Origin of the sequence: Paramesorhizobium endophyticum (assembly GCF_014640615.1) — a bacterium.
GTDB lineage: Bacteria > Pseudomonadota > Alphaproteobacteria > Rhizobiales > Rhizobiaceae > Paramesorhizobium > Paramesorhizobium endophyticum.
This window is the reverse complement of sequence record NZ_BMHH01000004.1, coordinates 177,975-198,865: the sequence shown is the minus strand read 5'-3', so window position 1 is coordinate 198,865 and position 20,891 is coordinate 177,975. Positions and strand designations below refer to the sequence as shown.

General features: G+C 60.2%; 20 protein-coding genes. 6 read left to right on the top strand and 14 right to left on the bottom strand.

The genetic code is table 11. From position 1 onward, the window contains the following. Positions 1–33: 33 nt before the first annotated feature. Positions 34–1,305, bottom strand: a complete 1,272-nt coding sequence (locus IEX53_RS06940; protein ID WP_188822787.1) for an ABC transporter substrate-binding protein — start codon at positions 1,303–1,305, stop codon at positions 34–36. Between the two features lie 92 nt (positions 1,306–1,397). On the opposite strand from IEX53_RS06940, the gene IEX53_RS06935 reads away from it, so the two are divergent. Then, complete coding sequence (locus tag IEX53_RS06935) at positions 1,398–2,288, top strand: helix-turn-helix domain-containing protein (RefSeq protein WP_188822785.1); 891 nt, start codon at positions 1,398–1,400, stop codon at positions 2,286–2,288. A gap of 7 nt (positions 2,289–2,295) precedes the next feature. On the opposite strand, the gene IEX53_RS06930 is transcribed toward IEX53_RS06935, so the two are convergent. The 5 genes from IEX53_RS06930 to cyoA form a co-directional block, all read right to left on the bottom strand. Continuing rightward, positions 2,296–2,973 carry an SURF1 family protein gene (locus IEX53_RS06930; RefSeq protein ID WP_236016082.1) on the bottom strand — a complete coding sequence of 226 codons (678 nt, stop codon included), beginning with the start codon at positions 2,971–2,973 and terminating at the stop codon, positions 2,296–2,298. A gap of 133 nt (positions 2,974–3,106) precedes the next feature. Then, positions 3,107–3,502 (bottom strand): cytochrome o ubiquinol oxidase subunit IV, encoded by a 396-nt coding sequence (gene cyoD / locus IEX53_RS06925; RefSeq protein WP_188822781.1) that lies wholly within the window; start codon positions 3,500–3,502, stop codon positions 3,107–3,109. Further along, positions 3,499–4,140, bottom strand: coding sequence for a cytochrome o ubiquinol oxidase subunit III (cyoC, locus tag IEX53_RS06920; protein WP_188822779.1), 642 nt, complete (start codon positions 4,138–4,140; stop codon positions 3,499–3,501). Before cyoC ends, cyoD begins: the two co-directional genes overlap by 4 nt. A 4-nt stretch (positions 4,141–4,144) precedes the next feature. After that, a complete protein-coding gene (gene cyoB, locus IEX53_RS06915; protein ID WP_188822777.1) occupies positions 4,145–6,148 on the bottom strand; it encodes a cytochrome o ubiquinol oxidase subunit I in 2,004 nt (667 codons plus the stop codon). A 54-nt stretch (positions 6,149–6,202) separates the two neighbouring features. Beyond that, positions 6,203–7,354 carry a ubiquinol oxidase subunit II gene (gene cyoA / locus IEX53_RS06910; RefSeq protein ID WP_373288594.1) on the bottom strand — a complete coding sequence of 384 codons (1,152 nt, stop codon included), beginning with the start codon at positions 7,352–7,354 and terminating at the stop codon, positions 6,203–6,205. 436 nt (positions 7,355–7,790) lie between these two features. On the opposite strand from cyoA, the gene IEX53_RS06905 reads away from it, so the two are divergent. From IEX53_RS06905 to IEX53_RS06890, 4 genes are all read left to right on the top strand, one after another. Then, complete coding sequence (locus IEX53_RS06905) at positions 7,791–9,155, top strand: MFS transporter (RefSeq protein WP_188822773.1); 1,365 nt, start codon at positions 7,791–7,793, stop codon at positions 9,153–9,155. Positions 9,156–9,455: 300 nt separating this feature from the next. Beyond that, complete coding sequence (gene rnk, locus IEX53_RS06900; protein WP_188822771.1) at positions 9,456–9,881, top strand: nucleoside diphosphate kinase regulator; 426 nt, start codon at positions 9,456–9,458, stop codon at positions 9,879–9,881. Between the two features lie 171 nt (positions 9,882–10,052). After that, complete coding sequence (locus tag IEX53_RS06895) at positions 10,053–11,192, top strand: pentapeptide repeat-containing protein (RefSeq protein ID WP_188822770.1); 1,140 nt, start codon at positions 10,053–10,055, stop codon at positions 11,190–11,192. 117 nt (positions 11,193–11,309) lie between these two features. Continuing rightward, positions 11,310–11,954: a hypothetical protein gene (locus IEX53_RS06890; protein WP_188822768.1), complete on the top strand. Its 645-nt coding sequence runs from the start codon at positions 11,310–11,312 to the stop codon at positions 11,952–11,954. 13 nt (positions 11,955–11,967) lie between these two features. Here IEX53_RS06890 and IEX53_RS06885 read toward each other — a convergent pair whose 3' ends face one another. Then, a complete protein-coding gene (locus tag IEX53_RS06885; RefSeq protein ID WP_188822766.1) occupies positions 11,968–12,585 on the bottom strand; it encodes an NAD(P)H-dependent oxidoreductase in 618 nt (205 codons plus the stop codon). 77 nt (positions 12,586–12,662) lie between these two features. Between IEX53_RS06885 and IEX53_RS06880 the strand changes: the two genes are divergently transcribed. Then, positions 12,663–13,274 carry a TetR/AcrR family transcriptional regulator gene (locus tag IEX53_RS06880; RefSeq protein WP_188822764.1) on the top strand — a complete coding sequence of 204 codons (612 nt, stop codon included), beginning with the start codon at positions 12,663–12,665 and terminating at the stop codon, positions 13,272–13,274. A 9-nt stretch (positions 13,275–13,283) separates the two neighbouring features. On the opposite strand, the gene glpK is transcribed toward IEX53_RS06880, so the two are convergent. The 7 genes from glpK to IEX53_RS06845 form a co-directional block, all read right to left on the bottom strand. Continuing rightward, entirely contained in the window at positions 13,284–14,783 is a 1,500-nt protein-coding gene (glpK, locus tag IEX53_RS06875) for a glycerol kinase GlpK (protein WP_188822762.1), read from the bottom strand. Between the two features lie 61 nt (positions 14,784–14,844). After that, positions 14,845–16,566, bottom strand: a complete 1,722-nt coding sequence (locus tag IEX53_RS06870; RefSeq protein WP_188822760.1) for an ABC transporter substrate-binding protein — start codon at positions 16,564–16,566, stop codon at positions 14,845–14,847. 94 nt (positions 16,567–16,660) lie between these two features. Next, the gene (locus tag IEX53_RS06865) at positions 16,661–16,954 is read right to left on the bottom strand and encodes a DUF2160 domain-containing protein (protein WP_188822758.1); all 294 of its coding nucleotides are present in this window, start codon (positions 16,952–16,954) and stop codon (positions 16,661–16,663) included. A gap of 2 nt (positions 16,955–16,956) precedes the next feature. After that, positions 16,957–17,826, bottom strand: coding sequence for a carbohydrate ABC transporter permease (locus IEX53_RS06860; RefSeq protein WP_236016068.1), 870 nt, complete (start codon positions 17,824–17,826; stop codon positions 16,957–16,959). A gap of 1 nt (position 17,827) precedes the next feature. Continuing rightward, positions 17,828–18,694, bottom strand: a complete 867-nt coding sequence (locus tag IEX53_RS06855; RefSeq protein ID WP_188822754.1) for a carbohydrate ABC transporter permease — start codon at positions 18,692–18,694, stop codon at positions 17,828–17,830. Positions 18,695–18,697: 3 nt separating this feature from the next. After that, a complete protein-coding gene (locus tag IEX53_RS06850) occupies positions 18,698–19,768 on the bottom strand; it encodes an ABC transporter ATP-binding protein (protein ID WP_188822752.1) in 1,071 nt (356 codons plus the stop codon). 14 nt (positions 19,769–19,782) lie between these two features. Continuing rightward, a complete protein-coding gene (locus IEX53_RS06845) occupies positions 19,783–20,853 on the bottom strand; it encodes an ABC transporter ATP-binding protein (protein ID WP_188822751.1) in 1,071 nt (356 codons plus the stop codon). Positions 20,854–20,891: the final 38 nt, after the last annotated feature.

Sequence of the window (20,891 nt, the reverse complement as noted above, 5' to 3'; positions counted from 1 at the left end):
GCGCCTGTATGACAGGACGCGCCCTGCCCGCTCTCATTCGGCTATGGGTAGCCCCGTGGCGGCTTCGATCTGCTTGGCCGCATCGTCCAGCGCGGCCTTGGCATTGGGATAGCCGCCTGCGAAATATTTGGCCTGGGCCGCCATGTAGATGGCGTCTGCATCGGTCTGGAATGCCGTGCCGCGGGCGGGCTCGATCTTGGGCAGGGTCGCCAAAATCTCAGCCCAGACGGGCTGCCCGGCCCAATAGGGCTGCGGCTCCTTGACGAAGGGATCGTCAATGGCCGAAAGAAGCGAGGGCACCAGCCCGAAGGATTTCAGCATCGTCACCTGCGCCTCATTGGTGGTGAGGGCATAGTCGATGAATTTCCATGCCGCCTCCTTGTTCTGCGACGCGGAACTGATGGCGAGCGAGGAACCGCCGATATTGGCAGCGCGGGGGCCGTCCGACGTCAGGCTGGGCATGAGATAAACGCCCCATTTGCCCGAGAGATCGGGCGAGTTGGTGCGGATCGAGCCCTCATACCACGCGCCATACATCTGGCTTGCGGCCTTGCCCGCCGTATTCGCCTGAATTTTCTCGTCCCAGATCGCGGCGGTTATGATGCCCGCGTCCTTCATCTCCTTCAGCTTTTCCAGCGTGGCGACGCAAGGAGGCTGGTTGATTGTGATGCTTTGCCCGTCGGTGGAGAAATAGCCGCAGCCCTGCTCATTGGCTATCATGCGGAACCATTCGCTGTCGCCGTTGAAGTCCGCCTGCGCCATGACCGTTCCGGGATTGGCCGCCATGATTTTCTTGCCAGCCGCGATGAAATCATCCCAAGTCTTGATCGTCTTCGGATCGACCCCGGCCTTCTCATAGAAATCGCGGCGATAAAAGACCGCAACCGGGCCGGAATCCCACGGCATGGCATAAGCAACCCCGTCCACTTCTAGCTCGGTGCGCTTGAAATCGGGGAAGAGCGCCTGCTTTTCAGGCGTATATCCGAGCTGGGTGAGGTCAGTGAAGCAATCCGGAAAACGGGCCCAGAACACTTCCGCCTCGAAATTCTCAATGGTGACGATATCAGGCAGGCCCTCCCCGCCCGCGGCGCAGGCGGCCAGCGTCTTGTCATAGACCGGGTCGTTGCCGAGATCCTCGATATTGACTTTGATATCAGGGTATTTCTTGTTGAAGCCTTCAAGCGTGGATTTCAGCGACGATGCGGCGACGTTCCAGCTCCAGATCGTGATGGTAGTGGATTGCGCGGCGGCGGGCACGGTCAAAAGCGCAAGCGACAGGGCCGCGCCAAGAATTTTGAAGCACATTGAAAACCTCCCTTTTCCAATTGCCGTTCTTCAGCGAACCTGTTGAGATTAGCGCCTAGCGGAAAACTGTCTCGTCAAAAGGGAATGTCAATTTGGCGGAAAGTAAGATTGCCGAAAGAGCCGTCTACCAGCCCGGGGCAAGCAGTATTGAAGGCTTGCCGACCACCCTGCAATTTTTTCATACCCACCCGCCTGTCATGTTGAGACCGCACTGGCACGCGCAGGTGGAGGTAAATTTTGTCATGCGGGGTTCCGTCCATTACATAATGGGCGAATATGAATTGCAGCTCGACGCAGGGCAGATCTGCCTGTTCTGGGGCGGGCAACCGCATCGGATGGACGAGGCATCGGGCGATTCCCTCTATGCGGGCGCGCACCTGCCGCTTGTTCATTTTTTTCGGTTGCGAATGCCGGTGGCAGCCTCTGCTCAGTTGATGGGAGGCGCGAGCATACTCACTTCGCACACGGACATGGCAGACGAGGAAAACTTCGCACGCTGGCTCCGCTATGCAACATCGGGCGATCCGGCAAAAGCCGAACATGCGGTGGCCGAATTGCTCCTGCGCATCGAGCGGATGTTTCTGGAGCCCTATTCAGTGAAATCTGCCGCCACCTGCGAACGAAAGGCCGGCTATGACGGCGGAACCGGCCCATCCTCGAGTGTCGCGCGCATGTGCGACTACATCGCTGCGCATTTCCTCGACGATATCGACGCGACGGACATCGCCCGCGCGGTGCAGCTTCATCCGAAATACGCCATGGATTTGTTCCGGAAATCGACGGGAATGACGCTCATCAAATATCTGACGCTGCTCCGGCTTTCGCGCGCGCAGGCGATGCTGATGAACGGGACGGAGAATATCCTCCAGATCGCCATGGAGAGCGGCTTCGGCTCCGTCAGCGCCTTCAACAAGGCCTTCCGGCAGATTGCAGGCATGTCCCCTTCGGATTTCCGCCGCGAGATGCGCGCCGCGATGGGATGAAGAGCAACTATGCCATTCGCCGCACGGCATAGGCCGCGCCCGCGCTCATTAGCGCCAGACCGAACCAGGTAAGCGCGTAGATGAGATGCGTATTGCGGAAGCGGACGACAGTCAGACCGCCCACCGGCAGACCGCCTGGGTTCGCGCTCGCGTCGGCATCGATGAAATAGGGCGCGACGTTCTGAAGGTGCTCGGCCGCGGCAATCGCGGCGACATCGCGGGAATACCAGCGCCCCGCCTTGGGATCGTTCGAGCGCAGGAACGCGCCGCCCGGTTCGCTCATGCGCAGGAGCCCCGTTATCGTGGTGCTGACTGAAACTTCGGCAGCAGCACGCGCAGCGCGGTCACGCCGGTCATTGGGGACGAAGCCGCGATTGATAAGGATCGTCGCGCCATCCGGCTGATGGAGCGGCGTCAGCACCCAGAACCCGGGCCCGCGTTCCGTCACGGCCTGAACAAGCACGTCCTTATCGTAATCGAATGTGCCGGAAGCCGTGACGCGCCGGTATTCATCGTTCTTCGCTGTTATATTAGCCCAATCGGACGGACCAGGTGCCGAAACGGGCGCGGCGTGAATGCGGGCATCGACGCGGGCGATCAGGTCAAGTTTCCAGAACAGCCGCTGCACCTGCCACGTGCCGAGGGCTATAAAAACAGCCGCCATGAAAAGCATCGCGCCGATCATAAAAGCTCGTGAGCGGCGCGGGTGGCCGGGAACTGTCTCCCCGGCCTTATCCGTCGAAGCGTGGTTCATGGCCACACCAACCTTTTCTGCCGTATGATCCATCCGAAAAGGCAGAGCCTTTCCGAAATCATCCTTACGGCATGTTCTTCATCACCTCTGGCGACATGGGCATCATATTGTAGTTCAGATGATGCATGACCCAGAGCGAGCCGGCGAGGAGGATACCGACGAACACCAGCGTGAAGATCAGCGCCATGATCGTCCAGCCGCCTTCCGAGCGCGGGTTCATGTGCAGGAAGAAGATCATATGGACCACGATCTGTATCGCGCCGAGCCCCATGACCAGAACCGCCGTGAGGGCCTTGCTGTCGGTGACGCCGCTCATGACCAGCCAGAAGGGGATGGCGGTGAGGATCACCGACAGGAGGAAGCCGGTCATGTAGCCCTTGAAGGTGCCGTGCGCGGGCCCATCGTCGTGATGGGTGTCTGCCGCGTGATGGCCGGTATGGGCGTGAGAATGCGTACTCATCCGAGGACTCCCATCAGATAGACGAAGGAGAAGACGCCGATCCAGATGACGTCGAGGAAGTGCCAGAACATCGAAAGGCACATCAGCCGGCGCTTGTTCTCCGGGATCAGCCCGTACTTTGCCACCTGCACCATCAGCGTGATCAGCCAGATGATGCCGAAGGTCACGTGCAGGCCGTGCGTGCCGACCAGCATGAAGAAGGACGACAGGAACGCCGAACGCTGCGGGCCCGCGCCTTCATGGATCAGATGGCTGAACTCGTAGAGCTCGAGCGCAATGAAGATCGCGCCGAAAATGCCGGTTATGCCGAGCCAGAGCAGAGTCTGGGCTTTGGCGTTGCGGTCCATCCACAGCATGGCGAAGCCATAGGTGATGGAGGACAGGAGCAGCATCGCCGTGTTGACGGCGACGAGCGGCAGGTCGAACAGGTCTGCCGGCGAAGGGCCCGCCGCATAATTGCGGCCGAGCACTCCATAGACGGCGAAGAGGACGGCGAAGATCAGGCAGTCGCTCATCAGATAGAGCCAGAAGCCCAGCATGGTGCTGCCTTCCGGGTGGTGCTCTTCCTTCAGATAGAATTCCTGGTCTCCCGCTGTCGGGGTCGCCAGAGCGGCGTGGGCGTGGGCTGCTTTACTCATGGTTTCAGTTCTGTCCCGCGAGCAGTCTGGTGCGCGCGTTTTCTGTCGCGGCCACGGTTTCGGCAGGGATGAAATAATCCCGGTTGTAGTTGAAGGTATGGCCGATCGCGATGGCGATCATGGCGACGAAGGAGAGGATCGCCAGCCACCACATATGCCAGACCATTCCGAAGGCGAAGGCGATGCTGAAGGCGGCGAGGATTGCACCCGTGCCGGTGTTCTTGGGCATGTGGATCGGTATGTAGCCTTCCAGCGGACGCGTGTGCCCGCGCTTCTTCATATCGTACCAGCTGTCATGGTCACGGACGATCGGCGTGAAGGCGAAGTTATACTCCGGCGGCGGCGATGAGGTCGACCATTCCAGCGTCCGTCCGTCCCAGGGATCGCCCGTCAAGTCAGTCAACGCCTCGCGTTTGCGGAAGCTGACGACGAGCTGGATGAGGAACGAGGCGATGCCGATCGCGATGAGCACGGCGCCCAGCGCGGCAATCTCGAACCAGATCTGCAGCGACGGGTCGTCAAAGTGGCTCATGCGGCGCGTCACGCCCATCAGGCCGAGCACATAGAGCGGCATGAAGGCGACGAAGAAGCCGATTTGCCAGAACCAGAAGCTCATCTTGCCCCAGAACGGATCGAGCTTGAAGCCGAACGCCTTCGGGAACCAGTAGGTGATGCCCGCGAACATGCCGAACAGAACGCCGCCGATGATCACATTGTGGAAATGCGCGATCAGGAACAGCGAGTTGTGGAGCACGAAGTCGGCCGGCGGCACCGCGAGCATGACGCCGGTCATGCCACCTATGGTGAAAGTCACCATGAAGCCGACCGTCCATAGCATCGGCAATTCATAACGGATCCGGCCTTTGTACATGGTGAAGAGCCAGTTGAACATCTTCGCGCCCGTCGGGATCGAGATGATCATGGTGGTGATGCCGAAGAAGGCGTTCACCGATGCGCCAGAGCCCATCGTGAAGAAGTGATGCAGCCACACGAGGTAGGAGAGGATCATGATGACGCAGGTGGCGTAGACCATCGAGGTGTAGCCGAACAGGCGCTTGGACGAGAAGGTCGAGACGACCTCGGAGAAGATGCCGAAGGCCGGAAGCACGAGGATATAGACCTCCGGATGGCCCCAGATCCAGATCAAATTCACGTACATCATTGGGTTGCCGCCCAGATCGTTCGTGAAGAAATTGGTGCCGACATAGCGGTCGAGCGACAGGAGCGCGAGCACGGCGGTCAGCACCGGGAAGGAGGCGACGATCAAGATGTTGGTGACGAGTGCGGTCCAGGTGAAGATAGGCATCTTCATGAAGGTCATGCCCGGCGCGCGCATTTTCACGATGGTCGCGATCAGGTTGATGCCCGATAGCGTCGTGCCGATGCCGGCAACCTGCAGGCCCCAGATATAATAATCCACTCCGACATCAGGACTGTACGCGATGCCCGAAAGCGGCGGATAGGCCAGCCAGCCGGTCTTGGCGAACTCGCCGATGAACAGCGAGAGCATGATGATGATCGCGCCCGCCGTGGTCATCCAGAACGAGAAATTGTTGAGGAATGGGAACGACACGTCGCGCGCGCCGATCTGCAGCGGCACGACATAGTTCATCAGGCCCGTGACGAGCGGCATTGCCACGAAGAAGATCATGATGACGCCATGGGCCGTGAAGATCTGGTCGTAATGGTGCGGCGGCAGATAGCCTTCATTGCCGCCGAAGGCAATGGCCTGTTGGGCGCGCATCATGATGGCGTCGGAGAAGCCGCGCAGCAGCATGATCAGCCCGAGGATGATATACATGATGCCGATCTTCTTGTGATCGACACTGGTGATCCAGTCGCGCCAGAGCGTGCCCCAGAATCGGTAATAGGTGATGAGCCCGAGCACGGCGAGGCCGCCGATCGCGACGCCGATGAACGTCGCGACGAGAATCGGTTCGTGATAGGGAATCGATTCCAGCGTCAACCGGCCGAAGATGAACTTCAGAAGGTCAGGATTGGAAAACATGCGTCTAAACCTTTACATGGCGGCGCCCTCGGGCACCGCCAGTTGAATACAGGACTATCTGAGGACCGTGCCGGTCGAAACCTGGCTCAGCTCCTCGCCCTTCACCTTGCCGAAAGTCGGGTAGGCCGAGCGGTTCTGCGGCGGAAGCACCACGCTGCCTCCCGGTCCCGTGCCCTGCGGCGTGCACTGCGACAGCAGGAACGGACGCGACTGGTTGCCGATAGCGCCCCATTTGCGTTCGCGGTCATAGGTGAGGCGCAACACGGTGTTGGCCGATTCCTTGCCCCCGCCGCCCTGGGCGTCGATCATCGCCATTTCCTTCATGCACATCTTGGAAGGATCGACGCACATGTTGAGGATCGCATCGAAGAGATTGCTATCCACCGAGGAATAATAGCGCACCGGCTCCTTTTCGCTCGGCAGCTCGAGCTTCTGGTAGTCGGCCCGCGTAAGGGCGGTTCCCTTCTCCTTCACCGAGGCAACCCAGGCATCGAAACCTGCCTGGTCGCGCCCAAGGAACTTGAAGCGCATATGCGAGAAGCCGGCGCCGCTGAAATTGGCGGAGAAGCCGTCATAATCGCCCGGCTTGTTGATGACCGCGTGCAGCTTCGTCTCCATGCCCGGCATGGCGTAGATCTGGCCCGCCAGCGCCGGAACGTAGAAGGAGTTCATGACCGAGGAGGCGGTGATCTTGAACCGGATCGGCACATCGATCGGCGCGGCCATCTCGTTCAAACTGGCGATGCCGTAGTCGGGATAGATGAACAGCCATTTCCAGTCGAGCGCCACCACTTCCACCGTCAGCGGCTTGACATCGGCGGCGATGGGCCGGCCCGGCGCGATCTCGTCAAGGGGGCGGTAGGGATCGAGCTTGTGCGTGCTCATCCAGGTGATGGCACCCAGCGCGATGATGATCGCGAGCGGCGCCGACCAGATGATCACTTCGAGCCGGGTCGAATGGCTCCACTCCGGCTCATAGGCCGCGTCGCGGTTGGACTGACGGTACTTCCACGCGAAGAACAGCGTCAGGAAAATGACGGGCACGATGATGATCAGCATCAATGCCGTCGAGATGAGAATCAGGTCTGCCTGCTGCCGGGCGATGTCGCCGGAAGGAGACATGACGACCCAATTGCAGCCGGACAGCGCTGCAGGCAGGATCAGGAAGGCGGCCAATCGTCCAAGAGTTTTTGGATGCATGGGCATCTCGCATGCTTGAATTTAGTTTGTGACTCGGCGTGCAGTAATGGCAACGCCACCCTCGCGGAATGAGGCGGTTGGCCGCACTGCAACAATTTACCGCACCGCAGCAAACACTCCGATCATGGGCATTGCCGACGAGTGTGGCGATTCGAAGTTCCCTTTGGAAAGTTCAGATCGAATTCCCGTGAACGGCGATTCACGACATGCGATTTAAGAATTCTGTTTATTCTTGCCTATAGATTTCAAACTTGCCCATTTTACATCTCCATACAATAGCTTCCCCAAGAAAATTAACGTAAGTATCAAATTAACACACAATAACGATGTGACCAGATACTATTGCATCTTGCCCTCGGCTTTTTGGGGAAAGATTCCTTGATCTGGATCAAAGTTTGTCCGACATTCGTTTCGAGGTGGAGATAAAGCAGGAGGAAATAGAATGAGCACGATTGCCAAACCCTGGTTCGAAGGACCGACGTCTTCGAGCCTCGAAAGGGACGCCCGCCGCGTAAACAGTGGCAAGCCGATTGCGCCTGGCAGCATCGCCATCGGCGTGGTGATCGCCCGATTGTCGGAATTCTTCGATTTCTTCGTCTTCGGTCTCGGTGCCATTCTGGTCTTCCCGAAATTTATCTTCCCCTTCGCGCCCACGCCGCTCGCGGCGCAGATGATGTCCTTCGCGATATTCTCGCTCGCCTTTCTGGCGCGTCCGGTGGGCACCTTCGTCTTCACATGGATCGACCGGCATTACGGGCGTGGCACCAAGCTGACGATTGCGCTTTTCATCCTCGGCGGCTCCACTGCATCCATCGCCTTCATGCCGGGCTATGAGACGATCGGCTACTGGGCCGTGGCGCTCCTGGCGCTGTTCCGGCTGGGTCAGGGTTTCGCGCTCGGCGGCGCATGGGACGGCCTTGCCTCGCTTCTCAATATCAACGCACCGAAGAACCAGCGCGGCTGGTATGCGATGATCCCGCAGGTCGGCGCGCCCATCGGCTTCGCGCTGGCGAGCCTCCTGTTCTGGTACTTCTATTCCAACCTCTCGGCACAGGATTTCCTTTCCTGGGGCTGGCGCTATCCGTTCTTCGTCGCCTTTGCGATCAATGTGGTGGCGCTGTTCGCACGGCTGCGCATCGTCGCCAGCAAGGAATTCGGCGTCGCTATGGAGGCCAAGGAACTGGAAGCCCGCCCGGTCTTCGAGATGCTGAGCAAGCACGCGGCAGACGTGGTGCTCGGCGCGTTCGTGCCGCTGGCAAGCTTTGCGATGTTCCATCTCGTCACGATCTTCCCCCTGAGCTGGGTGATGCTGCATGGCGGCCAGCCGGTGTCGAAATTCCTTCTGGTGCAGGTGGCGGGCGCGATTGTGGGAATCATCGGCATCGTGCTTTCCGGACTCATCGCCGACCGCATCGGGCGGCGCAGCCAGCTGATGATCGGCGCCATCATCATCGGAATCTTCTCGTTTTCCGCGCCCTTCCTGCTCGACGCGGGCAGCGCGGGCCAGGACGCCTTCATCATCATCGGCTTCGGCATTCTCGGTCTTTCCTTCGGCCAGGCATCCGGTGCAGTCTCCTCGCGGTTCGGGCGCGTTTACCGCTACACCGGCGCAGCGCTTACATCCGACCTCGCATGGCTGATCGGCGCCGGTTTCGCGCCCTTGGTCGCGCTGGGGCTCGCCAGCGGCTTCGGCATCATCTTCATCGGCGGCTACCTGATCTCCGGCGCGATCTGCACATTGCTGGCCCTGAGCCTCAGCCGCATACTCGACTACGGAACCGAGCCGGTGCGCCGCCAGCGGCGGTAACCGGCTCGCCCTTTTCATAGGGATGCAGCGCGTGCGTTCCCGCTGGATTGGCAATCAGCTTGACAATCACGCGGAAACGCACAAACTATCGCGCATGGTTAACACACGCGCCACATTCTTCCGGATGCATCCGATCGCGGAATCGTAGCCCCTGAGCTCGGCCATTGCGCCCCGAGTTCGGGGGGCGTGATACTGTATTTCGCGCAGGCCTCGATCCTTGAGGCGTTAAACATTCCCATCATTTTGATACGGCAAGGTTCGCGCTGGACGCGCAGCCATGCGTCATCCGGAGATTTAGCCATGACCCAGCCCAAGAAGAGTGGGCGCAAGCCCAGGATTATCGTCAGCGACATCGATCACAAGCGCCTTACGAACCTCGCCGAGGATGCCTATGACCGCTTCCCCGAGGTCGCGGAGGAATTGCAGGTGGAAATGGAACGGGCGAAGGTCGTCCCGGCTTCAGCCGTTCCGGCCGATGTCGTGCGGATGGGATCGACCGTCGAGTTTCGCTCCGACAGTGCCCAGCAAAAGCGGGTGACGCTTGTTTTTCCCGGCGAGGCGGATATCGCGCAAAACCGGATTTCCATCCTGACGCCCATCGGCACCGCGCTTATCGGACTTTCCGCTGGCCAATCGATCAGTTGGACGGCCCGTGGCGGGCGTCGATATGAGTTGACCGTCCTGCGCGTCGAACAGCCCGACGCTGCCGAAAAAGAAATGATGTAAACCGGCCAGCGGATATAACCATATCCGCTCGGGCCTTATTATTTGCCATCAGCCAATATTTCCATGTAGCCTGTAGTATTTTATGTATAACGTGATTAAATATTTATAAATATTTTACCTTTCATTTGGATATTCATCACAATGCTTTGGCCATGATGGAAGAACATCCAGATGAAAAAACTTGCTTTCCCACTTCTTGCGGCGTCCGGTCTTCTGCTGTCTTTCGGGACGCAGGGCAGTGCCGCGAGTTTCAGCTGCGGAAGCGCAAGTGCGCCCGACACGCGCGCCATTTGCGCTGATGCCGGCCTTTCCCAGAAGGATCAGAAGCTCGACGACCTCTACAGGACCGTCGGTAGCCAGGTGGAAGGCAGGGCACGGGCGGAGTTGGCCGTCAGTCACTATGAATGGCTGCAGAAGCGGGCCCAATGCAACAGTGACCCCGGCTGCCTTGAATCCGCCTATAACGAGCGGACAAAACAACTCCAGACGCACCTTGCCAAAGCTGGCGTTTCCAACGAAGTGACGGCTGCCACAAAGCCCGCTGCGTCGACGCTCGACACGTTCCGGCGGACCGCCCAATGCGGCAAGGATTGCAATCTTGCAGGCGCGGATCTCCGCGGCATCGAACCGGCGAAGACCGGTGATGACGGGAAGATGAACTGCACCGTCAATGGAGTGGCGAGCGGCGTGTTCGATGGCGCGCGCATCAACCACGCGAATTTCGTCAGCTGCAACACGAAATCTGAGTCGGCGCTCGACAGCATGAGCTGGGACGGAGCCAGCCTGAAGGACACGAATTTCACCGGCACCAATCTGGGCGGCAATTCCTTCAAGGGAGCGAACCTGACCGGAGCCAATCTGAGCGACGCAAATCTCTTCTGGGTGAACATGAGCGGCGCAACATTGAAGCGCGCCAACCTGACCGGCGCGCAGAGCACCCCGGACGCCATGAACGGCCTTTGCTCCGATTTTACCAACGCCGATTTTTCCGAAGCGAAACTGCACAAGGCCAATCTCTGCGGCAGCTTCTATAACGCGAATTTCACGGGCGCGAACTTGCGAAACGCAAAGATCTACGGCCATGCCCAGGGCGTTTCCGACAAGGCAGCAGGCCAGAACGATGTCGGCCCGGTCCCCTCGGATGCCGCCAAGGGGGCGTTCGGCGGCAAGATCAACCTGACAGGCGCGGACTTGCGCGGCGCTACATTGTTCACCGAAACGAAGCTCACGCGCCAAGGCTATCGCTTCGCCATTCTGTGCCGCACGAAAATGCCTGACGGCAAGACCTCGAACCGGGATTGCAAGAAATAGTCTTCCATCCGGCAGTGGCGGCACTGCGTTGCAACGGACAAACAGCCAGCGAGGCGAGATGTGAAAGCGCGCCCCAGATTATCTGCCCTCTCCACTCTCATATTGTTCGCCGGGGTTATGGCGACTGGTGAACTTGCTGCGGCGGAGCAGCTCGCCTATTGCGCACCCGGGCAACTCGAAATACGGCAGATTGCCTACGACCGTCCCGGCATGATGAAGGTCAATGCCTTTTTTGCCGTGTTGAATCGCGGTTCAGCGCCCTGCACATTGCGCGCCGCGGCAGGGCGCCTCTGGTCGAACAACAGGACACCACCGGGTGCTCGGGGAGCCCAAAGCTTACAGTCGTTGGAGCAGACTTATCTACAAAGCTTCGGCAACGCCAAACCCTCGAGCCCCAAGCGTTACGTCTTGCCGCCATTGCCCCCGAACGGCAAGATGGCGCTGAAGGATATCGTCGGCTTCTCCGTCTCGAATAGCGCTGGCTCCGGCACCGGCGCATGGTTCTCGAGCCTCTCAGTTCAACTGCCGAATTCCGGCGGCCGCCCGGCGCGCCGAATCTACAAGGTCCCCTACAAGGGCGACACCTCTTTTCCAATCCCGAAGATAGACATCAGCCTGCAGCCATTTCTCACCTGGAGCGCTCTCGGGGAAGACGGTTGTATAACGGCTGTCGGCTCCAAGCCTTTCGTGGGCGCTGGTTCGGCGGGAGACGATATCCCAATCCGAACCATCGACGTGCGAAAAGTATATCAGTGCGGTTAGCGTGACCTGCTGCTCAGGCAGCGTCGACAACGCTGCGAAGGCCGGCATTCCTGAACGCCCGTGCGCCGATGCCGCGCGCTTCTGTCAGCCTGGGCGTCCAGTCGCCATCCTCAGGCGGGAGGAGCAGTTCCGATGTGACAACCGGGGCGCCGCAATAGTCGAAGATGCCCTGTTCGATCAGCGTCCTCATCGCGCCGAAATAACCACGGCGCGCATAAGTTCGAAGGTCTGCGCCGCCGATGGCAACGAGATGGACTTTCAGCCTCTGCAGCTTCTTGACCACGCCGGTTTCAGGCGTTTCGTCATAGGCCCATCCATTGGAAAACACGCGGTCGACCCAGCCCTTGAGCAAGCCGGGAAACGACCACCAATAGACCGGATAGACGAGAACTAGCGCATCCGCCCGGTCCACCCGCGCCTGCTCGGCGACAACATCGGACGGAGCCGGCGTATGGCGCAGGAAGGTCGCAACATCCTTTTCCGAATAGCGTGGATCGAACCCCTCCCCCGCCAGATCCGCGATTTCGGCGGTATTTTGCCCCCCTGCGGTGATCCCCGCGGCGACCTCTTTTGCTACCGCGTGGGTAAGGGCGTCTTTTTTTGGATGCGAGACCACGATAAGCGCGTGCATGGCGTATTTCCTCTTTGCTGTTGCCGAGATAGCTCGGCTGCTATATACTTTTAGTAAGTTACTTTTGGTATATAACGATGTCAAGCACAAAACAGGACGAAACGAGTCCCCGCCAGCGGCTCACGCGCGACGAGCGCTACCGCCAATTGATCACGGTGGCTTGGACCGTCGTACAGCAGGAAGGCACGGAGGCGCTGACGCTCGGCCACCTCGCCGTGAAGGCGGGGGTGACGAAGCCGGTGGTGTATGACCATTTCCAGGATCGAAACGGCCTGCTTGCGGCGCTCTACAGGGAGTTCGACGCGCGGCAGAATGCGCTGATCGATGCGGCGATTGCCGGAAGTGCGCAGACCGCCCCGGTGCGGGCACAAGTCCTAGCCAATGCCTATGTGGACTGCGTGCTTGCGCAGGGGCGCGAGATACCGGGCATCATCGCCGCCCTGTCCGGGTCACCGGAACTGGAGCGTGTCAAGCGCGAAGGCGAGAGTGCATTCCTTGCCAAATGCCGTGCTGCACTCGAGCCCGCTTCCCCTTCCGGCCATGTCAGCCTTCCCGGCTTGCGGGCAATGCTGGGCGCAGCGGAAGCGCTGGCATCGGCTGCTGCGGCAAATGAAATGAGCGCGGAAGAAGCCAAACGGGAACTCCGCGACACGATTCTCGACATGCTGACCCGTCAGAAGCGGACTTAATCGCCTGTCTCACCCGGGACGATGCGTGAGGCAGCGCGAAACGCTGTCCCGCCAGCCCAGGATCGTCCCCTGCCGCTCTTCCTCTTGCATCGAGGGCTCGAAGCGGCAATCGCGCTGCCACCGTTCGGCGAAGCCTTTGCGGTCGGGCCACAGGCCGGCGCGGGAGGCGGCCAGCCATGCTGCGCCGAGCACGGTTGTTTCCAGAAAGGTCGGGCGGTCGACCGGCGCGTTCAGAATGTCGGCGAGGCGCTGCATCGTCCAGTCAGACGCGACCATGCCGCCATCGACGCGCAGCACGGTGCTGCCGTTCGCGCCTTTCCAGTCGCCGCGCATGGCTTCCAGAAGATCGAGCGTTTGAAAAGCCACGCTCTCAAGCACCGCGCGGGCGAACTCGGCCTGGCCGGTCCGCCGGGTCAGGCCGAAAATAGCGCCGCGCGCCTCGGCGTCCCAATGCGGCGCACCCAGGCCGGTAAAGGCTGGAACGAGATAAACACGCTGATTGGGGTCGGCCTTCTGCGCAAGCGCGCTGACTTCGGAGGCGGCGGAGATAAAGCCCATCTCGTCCCGCAGCCATTGCACCGCAGCCCCGGCGATGAAAATCGAGCCTTCGAGGGCGTAGGTCGTCACGCCGTCCAGGCGATAGGCGATGGTGGTGATGAGCCGGTTTGAAGACGCTACGCGGTCCGTGCCCGTGTTCAGGAGCGCGAAACAACCGGTGCCGTAAGTGGACTTCATCATGCCCGGCTCGAAGCAGGCATTGCCGATGACCGCCGCTTGCTGGTCGCCCGCGACGCCAAGGATAGGAATGGTCGCGCCGAACAAGGCGGGGTCGGTGACGCCGAAATCCGCGGCGCAGTCCTTCACCTCGGGGAGCATTGCGGCGGGAATCTTGAAGATATCCAGCAGTTCCGCATCCCAACGGTTCTCGCCGATATTATAGATCAATGTGCGGGAGGCATTCGTGGCGTCGGTTACATGCGCCTTGCCGCCAGTAAGCTTGTAGATCAGCCAGCTGTCGATCGTGCCGAAACAGACCTCGCCTTTCTCGGCGCGCTCGCGCAGGGAAGGTACATTGTCCAGCAGCCATGCCAGTTTCGTGCCGGAAAAATATGGATCGAGAAGCAGGCCGGTCTTCTGCGTGAAAAGCGGTTCGAGATCCCGGCGCTTCAACTCCTCGCAAAGCTGCGCTGTCCGACGGTCCTGCCAGACAATGGCGCGGTGCAGCGCCTCTCCGCTGGCACGGTCCCAGACCACGGCGGTCTCCCGCTGGTTGGTGATGCCGATCGCGGCAATATCGGCAGCTTCGATCCCGGCTTCAGCAAGCGCCGTGCGGATGGTCGAGCGGGCGCTTTCCCAAATCTCGCTAGCGTCGTGCTCGACCCATCCCGAAGCGGGAAAATGCTGGGTGAACTCCTGCTGCCCTTTCCCGACAACATTCATATTGCCGTCGAACACCATCGACCGCGTCGAAGTGGTGCCTTGATCGATCGCCAGGATATAACCGCTCATTCTCACTGCAATCCTTTATAGATAACCGGGACGGCCAGGCCGCCCCGGTAAATGGTAGTGATTACTTCTGCCAGCTCTTGACCAGTTCGTCATAATTGACGGTGATCGGCTTTTCCTTTTCGTTCTCGATTTTCAGCTGCGGTGCAAGGTTTCCCTTGGAGACCGCATCCTTGTTCCAATATTCCAGATCGTGCTCTTCGGCGAGCTTCGGCCCGAAATCGCCCTGGACGCCGGCACGTTCGAGGCGTGCGAGCACCTTCTCCTGCTCGGCGCAGAGCGAATCCATCGCCTCCTGCGCAGTCTTGGCGCCGGAAGCCGCGTCGCCAATCGCTTGCCACCACAACTGGGCGAGCTTCGGATAGTCAGGAACGTTCGTTCCGGTCGGCGACCATTGCACGCGGGCCGGGGAGCGGTAAAACTCGATGAGGCCGCCGAGCTTCGGGGCGCGGTCGGTGAAGGATTTGTGATCGAGCGTAGACTGACGGATGAAGGTCAGGCCGAAATGGCTCTTTTTCACATCCACCGTCTTCGACGTCACGAACTGTGCATAGAGCCATGCGGCCTTGGCACGGTCCTCGGGAGTCGATTTCATCAGCGTCCACGAGCCGACGTCCTGATAGCCGAGCTTCATGCCATCTTTCCAGTAGACGCCATGCGGGCTCGGAGCGAAGCGCCATTTCGGCGTGCCGTCTTCATTCACCACCGGCAGGCCCGGCTTCACGAAGTCGGCGGTAAAGCCAGTATAGGTGAACATCTGCTGGGCTACGTTGCCCTGGCCCGGTACCGGACCTGATTCGGAAAAGGTCATGCCCTGGGCTTCCGGCGGCGCATAGGCCTTCATCCATTCCAGATATTTTTCGATTGCATAGACGGAAGCCGGGCCGTTGGTATCGCCGCCGCGCGCCACGCAGGAGCCGACAGGACGCGAATTCGCATCGACCTTGATACCCCATTCGTCGACCGGCTTGCCGTTCGGGATGCCCTTGTCGCCATTGCCGGCCATAGAAAGCCATGCGTCGGTGAAGCGCCAGCCAAGCGACGGGTCCTTTTTGCCGTAGTCCATGTGGCCATAGACCTTCTTACCGTCGATCTCGCGGCCGGTGAAGAACGCAGCGATGTCCTCATAGGCCGACCAGTTGACCGGCACGCCGAGATCGTAGCCATATTTCGCCTTGAAATCCGCCTTGTTCTTTTCGTCATTGAACCAATCGTAGCGGAACCAGTAGACATTGGCGAATTGCTGGTCCGGCAGCTGATAGAGCTTTCCGTCCGGTGCCGTCGTAAACGATTTGCCGATGAAATCATCCACATCGAGCATCGGATTGGTGACGTCCTTGCCCTCGTTCGCCATCCAGTCGGTGAGGTTGCGTGCCTGCTGATAGCGCCAATGGGTGCCTATCAGGTCGCTGTCGTTGATATAAGCGTCATAAATGTTCTCGCCGGACTGCATCTGCGTCTGCAGCTTTTCGACAACATCACCCTCGCCGATCAGGTCGTGGGTCACCTTGATGCCGGTAATCGCGGTGAAAGCCGGGGCCAGCACCTTCGATTCATATTCATGCGTCGTCATCGTTTCGGAGACGACCTTGATCTCCGCGCCGGCGAACGGTTTCGCCGCGTCGATGAACCATTGCATTTCCTTTTCCTGGTCCGCGCGGGTCAAGGATGAAAGATCACCAATCTCCTTGTCCAGGAACTGCTTCGCCTCGTCCATTCCGGCTAAGGCCGAGCCGGTCATTGCCAGCACGATCAGTGCTGTCGTGGTCATAAGATGCCGTCGCATGGTATTCCTCCCCAAGCTTGCGATTGCATTGACATTCAAAATTCTGGGCGCGATCGCCGAGCCCATTTCCTTTGGGACGCAACGCGCCCCGAATTCACACGTAACGAAACACGCCGATGGCGTAGATCACCGAGAGCGCGAGCGCCCACCAAAGGTTCGGTCCGACCAGCCCGAGCCATGCGATATTGATGAAGGCGCTGCCGAGCAAAGAGATGAACAGCCGGTCGCCGCGCGTCGTCTCGAAGCGCAGGATGCCGTTGCGCGGGGACCCGCCGGGCGAGAGATATTCCCACACGCACATTCCGGCGAGCAGCAGCGCAATGGCCCCGAAGAAGGCCACGGTCGCCCAGGTCCACGCCATCCATGAAAAATCGGGCAGATGTGCCATGATCATACCCTCCCCAGCGCGAAGCCCTTGGCGATGTAATTGCGGACGAACCAGATCACCAGCGCGCCCGGTATCAGCGTCAGCACGCCCGCGGCGGCAAGCAGGCCCCAATCCATGCCGGCGGCGGAGACGGTGCGCGTCATGGTGGCGGCGATGGGCTTTGCGTCGGTCGTCGTCAGCGTCCGCGCGATCAGCAGTTCCACCCATGAGAACATGAAGCAGAAGAAGGCGGCGACACCGATGCCGGAGGCAATGAGCGGCGTGAATATCTTGGCGAAGAATTTCGGGAAAGAATAGCCGTCGATATAGGCGGTCTCGTCGATTTCCTTCGGCACGCCGGACATGAAGCCTTCCAATATCCAGACGGCCAGCGGCACGTTGAACAGGCAATGCGCCAGCGCGACGGCGATATGGGTGTCGATCAGCCCGAAGGCCGAATAGAGCTGGAAGAACGGCAGGGCGAACACCGCCGGCGGGGCCATGCGGTTGGTGAGCAGCCAGAAGAACAGATGCTTGTCGCCCAGGAACCGGTAGCGCGAGAAGGCGTAGGCGGCGGGCAGCGCCACAGCGACCGAGATCACCATGTTGAGCACGACATAGATAATCGAGTTGATATAGCCTGAATACCAGGACGAATCCGTGAAGATGGCCTGGAAATTCCGCAAGGTAGGCTCATGCGGATAGAGCGTCATCGACGAAACGATTTCCTGGTTCGTCTTGAAGCTCATATTGATGAGCCAATAGATCGGGATGAGCAGCAGCACGATATAGACCGCCGGCACCAGCCAGCCGAACCGCCCTGTACGCTGGCTCTTCACCCGCTGGCGGGGCGTTTCCCGCGTGAAGACAGTATCATTAACGACGGCGCTCATATCACGCCTCCTGATCGTGGCTGGTCATGACGGTGTAGAACACCCATGAGAGCAGCAGGATGATGAGAAAATAGATCAGCGACATCGCAGCGGCAGGACCGAGGTCGAACTGCCCGAGCGCCATCTTCACCAGATCGATGGAGAGGAAAGTGGTCGAATTGCCCGGCCCTCCCCCCGTCACCACGAAAGGCTCGGTGTAGATCATGAAGCTGTCCATGAAGCGCAGCAGCACGGCGATCATCAGCACGCGCTTCATCTTGGGCAGTTGGATGTAGCGGAAGACGGACAGCCGCGACGCGCCGTCGATGCGGGCCGCCTGATAATAGGCGTCGGGGATCGAGACGAGGCTGGCATAGCAGAGCAGCACCACAAGGCTCGTCCAGTGCCACACATCCATGAGAATGATGGTCACCCACGCATCGAACGGGTCGTTGACATAGTTGTAATCCAGGCCGAGCCGGTTGGCGTAATAGCCGAGAAGGCCGATGTCGCTGCGCCCGAATACCTGCCAGATCGTGCCCACCACATTCCACGGGATGAGCAGCGGAAGCGCCATGGCGACGAGGCAGACAGGCACCCAGAAGCCCTTCTTCGGCATATTGAGCGCGATGAAGATGCCGAGCGGCACTTCGATGGCGAGGATAATGAAAGAGAAGACGAGGTTGCGTGCGAGCGCATCCCAGAAGCGCGACGAACGAAGGATCTGCTCGAACCAGTCGGTCCCGGCCCAGAAGAACTGGTTGTTTCCGAAAGTGTCCTGAACCGAATAATTGACCACCGTCATCAGCGGGATGATTGCGGAAAACGCCACCAGCAGCAGCATCGGCAGCACCAGGAACCACGCCTTGTTGTTCCAGCTTTTTTCCATGGCCTATCCCTCCATTCCCACGCGCCAGGAATCGGCAAAAATGCCAATAGCCTTGGGATCGAAAAGCACCCGCGGCTCGGCGGGGATTTCCCCGTCCTCCTCCACGACGACGGCGAGCTTTTGCCCCTCAAAACCGGCGCGCACTATGCGGTAGCGCCCGATATCCTCGACCTTGTCGATGCGTACCGGAAGTCCCTCGCGTCCGAGCCTGACGAATTCGGGCCGGATGCCGAGCTCGATGCGCTTGGCACTGCCGATGCGCGGCGCGCCGGGCAGCGGGATGGACTGGCTTCCTACCTGCGCAGTGCTGCCCTCGATCCGCGCGGGCATCAGGTTCATGCCCGGCGAGCCGATGAAATAGCCGACGAAAGTGTGGCTCGGCCGCTCGAATAACTCCACTGGGGTGCCGATCTGCACGATCTCGCCATTATGCATCACCACCACCTTGTCGGCGAAGGTGAGCGCTTCGGTCTGGTCGTGGGTGACATAGACCATAGTGAAGCCCGACTGGCGGTGGAGCCGCTTTAACTGCGAGCGCAGCACCCATTTCATATGCGGGTCGATCACCGTCAGCGGCTCGTCGAAGAGAATCGCGTTGACATTGGCGCGGACCAGCCCGCGCCCGAGCGAAATCTTCTGCTTCTGGTCGGCGGTCAGCCCCAGCGCCCGCCGCCCGGCGATAACCGAGAGGTCCGTCATGCGCAGAATCTCGTTTACGCGCTGCACCACTTCCGGCTCCGGCATGCGGCGGTTGCGCAAGGGGAAGGCGAGATTATCGAAGACGGTCATCGTGTCGTAGACGACGGGGAACTGGAACACCTGCGCGATGTTGCGCTCCTCGGTCGAAAGCCCGGTCACGTCGCGCCCGTCGAAGAGGATGCGTCCCTCGGTCGGCTGCAACAGGCCGGAAATGATGTTGAGCAAAGTCGTCTTGCCGCAGCCGGAGGGTCCGAGCAATGCATAGGCGCTGCCATCCTCCCATTCATGGTCGACCAGCTTCAGCGCATAGTCGCCCTTGGCCTGGGCCGCGGCGCTATAGGCGTGACGGATATGATCCAGCGTGATGCGAGCCATCCTCTCCCCTCCTCCTATGCCTGTCCGCCGGCGGCGCGACCGGTTTCATCGAATGCCATCAGATGCCGGGTATCGAGATAGACTTCAATTTCCCGGTCCGGCTCGATGTCCCGCACGCCGTGCGTCAGCATCACCCAGCGCTCGCCCTCGTAATCGAGATGGATGAAGCTTTCCGATCCCGCGATTTCCGAGATGAGGGTGCGTGCCTTGAGCGGTACGGACGCGTTTTCCGTCGCCTCCAGCCGCAGATGATGAGGTTGGAACGCGATGGTGAGCGGCCCGTCGCTGATCGCTGACAATTGCTCGGGCACCGCGATAACGGCGCGGTCGACGCGCAGGAATGTATCGCCCGCCTTCACCATGCGCGCCGTATTGAGCGGCGGGTCGGCGAACGTGCGGGCCGTGACAAGGTCGAGCGGGCGGCGATAGACATCTATGGTCGGGCCATACTGCGTCACGCGCCCTTCGCAGAGGGTCGCGGTGTTGCCGCCTAAAAGCAGCGCTTCCGAAGGCTCGGTCGTGGCATAGACGAAGATCGCCCCGGATTCGGCGAAGATACGCGGCAGTTCCTCGCGCAATTCCTCGCGCAGCTTGTAATCGAGATTGGCGAGCGGCTCATCGAGCAGCACCAGATCGGCCCGCTTGAGGATGGCGCGGGCAATAGCGGTGCGCTGCTGTTGACCGCCGGAAAGCTCCTGCGGGGTGCGGTTGAGGTACGGCGTCAGCTTCAGAAGATCCGCGGCCTTGTGCACCTCGCGGTCGATCTCGTCCGCAGGCCTGCCCGCGACCCGCATGGGCGAGGCGATGTTCTCATAAACACTCAAGGTGGGGTAGTTGATGAATTGCTGGTACACCATCGCGACATTGCGCTTCTGCACCGGCGTCGAAGTCACATCACGCCCGTCGAAGAGGATCGCGCCCTCGCTTGGCCGGTCCAGCCCCGCCATCAGCCGCATGAGCGACGTCTTGCCCGACAGCGTTGGCCCGAGCAGAATGTTCAGGCTGCCGCGCGGCAAAACCAGATTGGTGGGGTGAATGTGATAAGCACCCCCCACCTTCTTCGATATGTTCCGTAATTCCAGCATGTGTCCGAGGCCTCCTCCCAACCTTCGGAATTATTCTA

Coding starts and splice junctions, on each gene's coding strand:
- IEX53_RS06895 (WP_188822770.1), top strand. CDS start 10,053: ATGAAAAAACTTGCTTTCCCACTTCTTGCGGCGTCCGGTCTTCTGCTG.
- cyoD (WP_188822781.1), bottom strand. CDS start 3,502: ATGAGTACGCATTCTCACGCCCATACCGGCCATCACGCGGCAGACACC.
- IEX53_RS06860 (WP_236016068.1), bottom strand. CDS start 17,826: ATGAGCGCCGTCGTTAATGATACTGTCTTCACGCGGGAAACGCCCCGC.
- IEX53_RS06865 (WP_188822758.1), bottom strand. CDS start 16,954: ATGGCACATCTGCCCGATTTTTCATGGATGGCGTGGACCTGGGCGACC.
- IEX53_RS06930 (WP_236016082.1), bottom strand. CDS start 2,973: ATGATCGGCGCGATGCTTTTCATGGCGGCTGTTTTTATAGCCCTCGGC.
- rnk (WP_188822771.1), top strand. CDS start 9,456: ATGACCCAGCCCAAGAAGAGTGGGCGCAAGCCCAGGATTATCGTCAGC.
- IEX53_RS06890 (WP_188822768.1), top strand. CDS start 11,310: ATGGCGACTGGTGAACTTGCTGCGGCGGAGCAGCTCGCCTATTGCGCA.
- cyoA (WP_373288594.1), bottom strand. CDS start 7,354: ATGCCCATGCATCCAAAAACTCTTGGACGATTGGCCGCCTTCCTGATC.
- IEX53_RS06940 (WP_188822787.1), bottom strand. CDS start 1,305: ATGTGCTTCAAAATTCTTGGCGCGGCCCTGTCGCTTGCGCTTTTGACC.
- cyoB (WP_188822777.1), bottom strand. CDS start 6,148: ATGTTTTCCAATCCTGACCTTCTGAAGTTCATCTTCGGCCGGTTGACG.
- glpK (WP_188822762.1), bottom strand. CDS start 14,783: ATGAGCGGTTATATCCTGGCGATCGATCAAGGCACCACTTCGACGCGG.
- IEX53_RS06880 (WP_188822764.1), top strand. CDS start 12,663: ATGTCAAGCACAAAACAGGACGAAACGAGTCCCCGCCAGCGGCTCACG.
- IEX53_RS06855 (WP_188822754.1), bottom strand. CDS start 18,694: ATGGAAAAAAGCTGGAACAACAAGGCGTGGTTCCTGGTGCTGCCGATG.
- IEX53_RS06870 (WP_188822760.1), bottom strand. CDS start 16,566: ATGCGACGGCATCTTATGACCACGACAGCACTGATCGTGCTGGCAATG.
- IEX53_RS06885 (WP_188822766.1), bottom strand. CDS start 12,585: ATGCACGCGCTTATCGTGGTCTCGCATCCAAAAAAAGACGCCCTTACC.
- cyoC (WP_188822779.1), bottom strand. CDS start 4,140: ATGAGTAAAGCAGCCCACGCCCACGCCGCTCTGGCGACCCCGACAGCG.
- IEX53_RS06905 (WP_188822773.1), top strand. CDS start 7,791: ATGAGCACGATTGCCAAACCCTGGTTCGAAGGACCGACGTCTTCGAGC.
- IEX53_RS06850 (WP_188822752.1), bottom strand. CDS start 19,768: ATGGCTCGCATCACGCTGGATCATATCCGTCACGCCTATAGCGCCGCG.
- IEX53_RS06845 (WP_188822751.1), bottom strand. CDS start 20,853: ATGCTGGAATTACGGAACATATCGAAGAAGGTGGGGGGTGCTTATCAC.